This is a genomic window from Amycolatopsis sp. NPDC005961, from assembly GCF_040629235.1.
In the GTDB taxonomy this organism is placed as follows: Bacteria; Actinomycetota; Actinomycetes; order Mycobacteriales; family Pseudonocardiaceae; genus Amycolatopsis; species Amycolatopsis camponoti.
Map to the genome: position 1 here is coordinate 1 of NZ_JBEXVF010000145.1, position 6322 is coordinate 6322.

The following is a 6322-nucleotide window of genomic DNA, read 5'->3' on the forward strand; positions in this document are numbered from 1 at the left end:
AGTACCTGGCCTACGCGCGCTGGTGATCCCCAACTACGGCGTCCCGGACCCGGCGATCGCGTTCTCCTTCAACGAACTCTGCGTCGAAGCGGCGGGCAAGGACGACCGGATCAGCGCCGCGCTGTGGGTGTCTCCGAGAGCCGAAGACGCCGACCGGACCGACGAGGCGTTGAAGCTGGCGGGCGAGGACGGTGTGCGAGCGCTCAAGCTCAGCTTCCTGCTGGGTGGCAAGGCCTCCGACCCCGCGTGCAGGCCGCAGCTGGACAAGATCTTCGCCACCGCGCGGGAGCACGACCTCGTCGTGCACGTCCACACCTCGCCGGGCGCGGCGTCCGACATCGACGAGGTCGGCAAGCTCGTCGACGCCTACGCCGGCGACGTCAAGCTGCACCTCGTCCACTTCGGCGGCGGGATGAGCGGGCACATCAAGCTCGTCGGCGGCCGCTTCTTCGACTGGATCGCCGCCGGGAAGCAGGTCTACACGGACCTGTCCTGGGCGATCGGCTTCACCCCCCGCTGGCTCGTCGAGGAGATCTCACGCCGGGGCCTCGGCCACGACCGCGTGCTGTTCGCCTCCGACGAGCCGTGGGGCGATCACGAGGGCGAACTCGCCAAGCTGGCCGCCGCGGCCGGCGACGGCGAGCTCGCCGACCTGGTTTTCCGCGGCACGTTCGATGTGCTGTACGGACCGAAGAAAGGGAAATAGACCGATGGCAGAGCTGACCGAGACCGAGAAGACCAGCCTCGACGAGATCCCGCACCCGTCGCTGCCGCAGGGCTCCAACCTGTACGGCGGGACCAAGGTCTTCCCGGACTACCAGGCCGAACCCGGCCAGAGCTACTTCACGCTCGTGCACGGCATCGCGCACGAGTCGTCGGTGAGCTTCGTCGCGATCCTGCAGGCGACCCGCGCGCTGCGGAAGGGCTTCGAAGCCGCGATCTACTTCTACGGCCCGGGTTCGTTGAACTGCCTGGCCACCCGCGGCTTCCCGACCACCGGCAACGCCGCGTTCCCGGGCGAGCTGAACATCAACGACCAGCTCAAGACGTTCATCAGCGAGGGCGGCAAGGCGTACTGCTGCCGCTTCGGCCTCTCGCTGCACGGCGCCCGCGAGGAGGACCTCATCGAGGGCGTCATCCCGACGCACCCCCTCGACGTCCAGGACGCGCTGATCCACTACGCGCGCAAGGGCGCGATCATCAACTCCACCTACATGTTCTAGGGAGCGGTCTGTGCGCGTTGGCATCGAAGAAGACCTGGAAACCCGCGCCGACATCGCCGTCCGCGGAGTGCGTGTGGACGCACCTGTGCAGCGCAGCAAAGGCGCCGGGCCGAGCGACGACGGCCACCTGGTGGTCGACGGTGCCAACGCCACGCTGCCGCTGAACCCCGACAGCCCGTACGCCGTCCGTGACGGCCGGATCTTCCGCGAGACGGTCGACCTCGGCCTGAGCGTCGCGCCGGTCGGCCGGCCGCGGTTCTACGATCTGTCCACCGCGGACGGTGTGCCGTACCGGAAGATCGCGCTGCTGCACGGCAAGGACGTCCTCGCGACGACCGTCGTGCAGACGTGCATCCGGTACACCGAGGACCAGCGCTGCCGGTTCTGCACCATCGAGGAGTCGCTGCGGGCGGGGTCCACAGTGGCCGCGAAGACCCCGCAGCAGCTCGCGGAAGTCGCCGAGGCGGCGGTGCGGCTCGACGGCGTCCGGCAGATGGTGATGACGACCGGCACGACGTCCGGGCCCGACCGCGGCGCGCGGCACCTCGTGCGCTGCGTCCGCGCGGTGCTCGACGCCGTGCCGGGGCTGCCGATCCAGGTGCAGATCGAGCCGCCGGGCGATCTGGGCGTGCTCCAGGACCTGCGCGACGCCGGGGCGACGTCGATCGGCATCCACGTCGAGTCGCTGGACGACGACGTCCGGCGGCGCTGGATGCCGGGCAAGTCGACCGTGCCGCTGGCGGAGTACGAAGCCGCGTGGGTGGAAGCGGTCCGCGTCTTCGGCCGCAACCGCGTCTCGACGTACTTGCTGATCGGGCTCGGCGAGGATCCGGACTCCCTTGTGGACGGTGCCGGACGGCTGATCGACCTGGGCGTCTACCCGTTCGCCGTGCCGATGCGGCCGATGGTCGGCACGCTGGCCCGGCGGGACGGCGCGACCGCGCCTTCGCCCGCGCTGGTCGCCGACGTCACCGGCCGGATCGCCGCGCTGCTGCGGGCGGCCGGGATGACCGGCGCCGACCAGGGCGCGGGCTGTGCCGCGTGCGGTGCCTGCGGCCTGCTCAGCGCGGCGGGTGGCTGACGTGGACCACGACATCCTCGCGTTGCTGGGTGACGTCCGCAGTGTCGCCGCCCGCCCGGCGTTCTCCATCGGCGAAGCCGGCCACAGTGGACTGACCGCGTACCGCGCGTTGCGCCACGAAGCTTTCGTGGCGCGGCAGGGACTTTTCGCCGGACACGACCTCGACGACCACGACACCGACCCGCGCACCCTGGTCCTGGTCGCCCGGGACAACCACAACACGGTGCTGGGTGGCGTTCGCCTCGGCCCGGCGACCGACGGACCCGACATCGGGTGGTGGCAGGGCGGCCGCCTGGTCGTCGCGCCCGGCTCGCCGGCCGGGATCGGCTCGGCGCTGGTCCGCGCGGCCTGTGCGCGGGCCGAAGCCGAAGGCGCGCTGCGGTTCGAGGCGACCGTCCAGACGCGCACCGAGCGGATGTTCACCCGGCTCGGCTGGCAGCGGGTGCGGCCGGTGACCGTGGCCGGGCACGACCACGTCCTGATGCGGTGGCCGATCGGCCGGATCGCCGCACTGGCCCGCTCGACCAAGGCCGCGCTCGGCCCGCTGCTGCAAGGACTGACCGGCGTACCCGGCTTCATCGGCGACGACGGTGTGCCGCTGCCCGGCACCGACGTCGTCGCGGCCTGCGACGCGATCATCCCGTCGATGGTCGAGCGCGACCCGGAATGGGCGGGCTGGTGCTCGGTCCTGGTGAACCTCAACGACCTGGCCGCGATGGGCGCCGCCCCGACCGGGCTGCTCGACGCGCTGGGTGCGCGTGACGCGTCCTTCGCCGCGAGAGTCCTGAGCGGACTGCGGAAGGCGAGCGAGGCGTACGGCGTGCCGGTGCTCGGCGGGCACACGCAGTTCGGCGTCCCGGCCTCGCTTTCGGTGACGGCGCTGGGCCGGACCGCCGACCCGGTGCCCGGTGGCGGCGGCGAGCCGGGGCAGCGCGTCTGGCTCACCGCCGATCTCGGCGGCGGCTGGCGGCCGGGCTACACCGGACGCCAGTGGGACTCGACCAGTTCCCGCCGCACGCCCGAGCTGCGGGAACTGCTCGGCTCGGTCGCGAAGGCCCGGCCGTCGGCGGCCAAGGACGTCTCGATGGCCGGGATCGCGGGCACCCTCGGCATGCTCGCCGAGGCGTCCGGCTGCGGCGCCGTGCTGGACGTCGAGCGCGTGCCGCGGCCGCGCGGAGCGTCCACAGGGGACTGGCTGACCTGCTTCCCGGGCTTCGCGATGCTGACCACGGGCGCACCCGCGCCCGCGGGCCCGGCGGTCACCGCGGACTGCGGCGAACTGGTCGCGGGCACCGGCGTCACGCTGCGCTGGCCCGACGGCGAATCGACGCCCGCCATCGACGGCGGCGTCACCGGATTGGGGAACTCATGACGACGCTGAGGATGGCCGCGGTCGCCGCGCCGTTCGACCGTGACCTCGAGGGCGACTTCGCCCGCATCGAGAAGCTGATCGGCGAGGCGAAGGCCGAGGGGGTCCGGCTGCTGGCCCTGCCCGAAGCGGCGCTCGGGGGCTACCTCGCCAACCTCGACGGCGGCGCCGAGGGGCCACCCGCGCTGGCCGCCGACGGCCCGGAGATCGGGCGGCTGGCCGCCCTGGCCGGTGACCTCGTCGTCACGGCGGGGTACTGCGAACTCGCCGACGGCCGCCGCTACAACTCCGCGGTCTGCGTGACCGGCGACGGCGTCCTCGGCCACCACCGCAAGGTGCACCAGCCCCTGGCCGAAAACGCCAGCTACGGCGCCGGCCGCGGGTTCGCCGCGTTCGACACGCCGGTCGGGCGGCTGGGCATGATGATCTGCTACGACAAGGCTTTCCCCGAGTCGGCGCGGGCGCTGGCCCTGGACGGCGCCGAGATCGTCGTCTGCATGAGCGCCTGGCCCGGCAGCCGGACCAACGCGGCTCCCGACCTGGCCCAGGACCGCTGGAAGCGGCGGTTCGACCTGTTCGACCGGGCCCGCGCACTGGAGAACCAGATCGTCTGGGTCTCGGCCAACCAGTCCGGCACCTTCGGCGACCTCCGGTTCGTCGCGGGCGCGAAGATCGTCGATCCCGGCGGTGAGGTCGTCGCCGACACCGGGGTCGCCGAAGGCATGGCGATCGCCGAGATCGACGTCCAGGCCGCGCTGGCCACGGCGCGGCGGTCGATGGGACACCTGGCGGACAGACGGCCCGACGCCTACCCCGTTAGTGTCCCGTGAATGGGGCAGATCCGGATCGCCGCCGTCGCCGCGCACTTCGGCCGCGACCTCGACTTCGACCTGCAGCGCATCGCGACGCTGATCGACCACGCGCGCTCGTCGGGCGCGGCGTTGCTGGTGCTGCCGGACGCGGCGCTCGGCGGCTACCTCGCCGACCTGCGCCATCCGGACCCGGAAGCGCTCCCGCCGGCCCTCGACCCCGACGGGCCGGAGCTGAAGGCCGTCCGGTCGCTGGCCGCGGAGATGGTGGTCTGCGTCGGCTACTGCGAAGCGGACGGGCCACGCCGCTACAACTCCGCGCTGTGCGTGACCGGCGACGGCGTGCTCGGCCGGCACCGCAAGGTGCACCAGCCGCCGGGGGAGAGCATCGCCTACGAGGCGGGTGACCGGTTCGCCGCGTTCGACACGCCGGTCGGGCGGCTGGGCATGCTGATCGACTACGACAAGACGTTCCCCGAGTCGGCCCGGTCCCTCGCCGTCGACGGCGCCGACATCGTCGCCTGCCTGAGCGCGTGGCCGACCAGCATCACCAACCGCGCGCCGCGGATGGCGCAGGACCGCCAGTCACGGCTGTTCGACCTCTACGACCAGGCGCGGGCGGCGGAGAACCAGGTCGTGCTCGTCTCGTCCAACCAGACGGGCGCGATGGGCGGGATGCGGTTCCTCGGCCAGGCCAAGGTCGTCGGGCCGGGCGGGGAGATCCTCGCCCGGACCTGGTCGAAGGCCGGCATCGCGGTCGCCGAGCTGGACGTCGGGCAGGAGCTCGCGAACGCCCGCCGGGTCCTGCACCACCTGGGGGAACGGAAACCGTCGGTTTACCGGGAGGCCTGATGCGCATCGCCCTGCTGAGCTACTCGACCAAGCCGCGCGGCGGCGTCGTGCACACGCTCGCCCTGGCCGAGGCGCTGGCGGCGCTCGGTGAGGACGTCACCGTGTGGACGCTCGGGCGCGGCGGCGACGCGGGGTTCTTCCGGCCGGTGGACCCCGCGGTGCGGCAGGAGATCGTCCCCTTCCCGGATGTCCCCGGCGAGAGCGTCGGCGAGCGGATCCTGCGCTCGATCGCGGTGCTGCGGGCCGCGTTCACCCCGGACGCGTACGACATCGTGCACGCGCAGGACTGCATCAGCGCGAACGCCGTCGACCGGTGCGTCCGCACGATCCACCACCTCGACACCTTCACGACGCCGGAGCTGGCGGCCTGCCACGAACGCGCGATCGTCCGGCCGTACGCGCACATCTGCGTGTCGGCGTCCGTCGCCGCCGAGGTGCGCGACGGCTGGGGCATCGAGGCCGCGGTGATTCCCAACGGCGTCGACTACGACCGCTTCGCGACCGCGCCGCGTACCTCTTCGCGGGGGCGATACGTCCTGGCGGTGGGCGGGATCGAGCCGCGGAAGGGCTCGCTGGACCTGCTGGAGGCGTATGCGTTGCTGGCCGAGCCGGACCTCCGGCTGCTCATCGCCGGCGGCGAGACGCTGTTCGACTACCGCGACTACCGGACGCGCTGGGAGAAGCGCGCCGCCGAGCTGGGCGTCTCGCCGGTCGTGCTGGGCCCGGTGGCGCACGACGAGCTGCCGTCGCTGACGGCTTCGGCGGCGGTGTTCGCCTTTCCCTCCACCAAGGAGGGTTTCGGGCTGGCCGCGATGGAGGCCCTGGCGGCCGGGGTTCCGGTGGTGACGCGCGATCTGCCGGTGCTGCGGGAGGTCTTCGGCGGCGCCGCGCGGTTCGCCACCGACCCACCCGGCTTCGCCCGGGCTCGCGATCGTCCGTGCCTCCTCCTTCCGCCGCTCCTACCTGCTGGCCGGCACGGTGACGCCGG

General features: G+C 72.8%; 7 protein-coding genes. All 7 read left to right on the forward strand.

Annotated features, from left to right (window positions below; translation table 11 throughout):
- Positions 1–706, forward strand: a 706-nt coding sequence (locus ABZ342_RS48675) for an amidohydrolase family protein (protein ID WP_360488852.1), incomplete at its 5' end; no start/stop codon positions are given.
- Positions 707–710: 4 nt separating this feature from the next.
- Positions 711–1223 carry an MSMEG_0572/Sll0783 family nitrogen starvation response protein gene (locus ABZ342_RS48680; protein ID WP_003073383.1) on the forward strand — a complete coding sequence of 171 codons (513 nt, stop codon included), beginning with the start codon at positions 711–713 and terminating at the stop codon, positions 1221–1223.
- A 10-nt stretch (positions 1224–1233) separates the two neighbouring features.
- On the forward strand, positions 1234–2304 hold the full coding sequence (locus ABZ342_RS48685; protein ID WP_360488856.1) for an MSMEG_0568 family radical SAM protein: 1071 nt from the start codon (positions 1234–1236) through the stop codon (positions 2302–2304).
- A 1-nt stretch (position 2305) separates the two neighbouring features.
- Positions 2306–3676: an MSMEG_0567/sll0787 family protein gene (locus ABZ342_RS48690; RefSeq protein WP_360488859.1), complete on the forward strand. Its 1371-nt coding sequence runs from the start codon at positions 2306–2308 to the stop codon at positions 3674–3676.
- A complete protein-coding gene (locus ABZ342_RS48695) occupies positions 3673–4503 on the forward strand; it encodes a carbon-nitrogen hydrolase family protein (protein ID WP_360488862.1) in 831 nt (276 codons plus the stop codon). The genes ABZ342_RS48690 and ABZ342_RS48695 overlap by 4 nt, the downstream gene beginning before the upstream one ends.
- Positions 4504–5334 carry a carbon-nitrogen hydrolase family protein gene (locus ABZ342_RS48700; RefSeq protein WP_360488865.1) on the forward strand — a complete coding sequence of 277 codons (831 nt, stop codon included), beginning with the start codon at positions 4504–4506 and terminating at the stop codon, positions 5332–5334.
- Positions 5334–6322 (forward strand): MSMEG_0565 family glycosyltransferase (locus ABZ342_RS48705; protein ID WP_360488867.1); only part of this gene is annotated, 989 nt, incomplete at its 3' end. The genes ABZ342_RS48700 and ABZ342_RS48705, both read left to right, overlap by 1 nt.

Bases quoted from the DNA above. Each gene is read 5' to 3' on its own strand.
- ABZ342_RS48680 (WP_003073383.1), top strand. From the start codon at position 711: ATGGCAGAGCTGACCGAGACCGAGAAGACCAGCCTCGACGAGATCCCG.
- ABZ342_RS48695 (WP_360488862.1), top strand. From the start codon at position 3,673: ATGACGACGCTGAGGATGGCCGCGGTCGCCGCGCCGTTCGACCGTGAC.
- ABZ342_RS48700 (WP_360488865.1), top strand. From the start codon at position 4,504: ATGGGGCAGATCCGGATCGCCGCCGTCGCCGCGCACTTCGGCCGCGAC.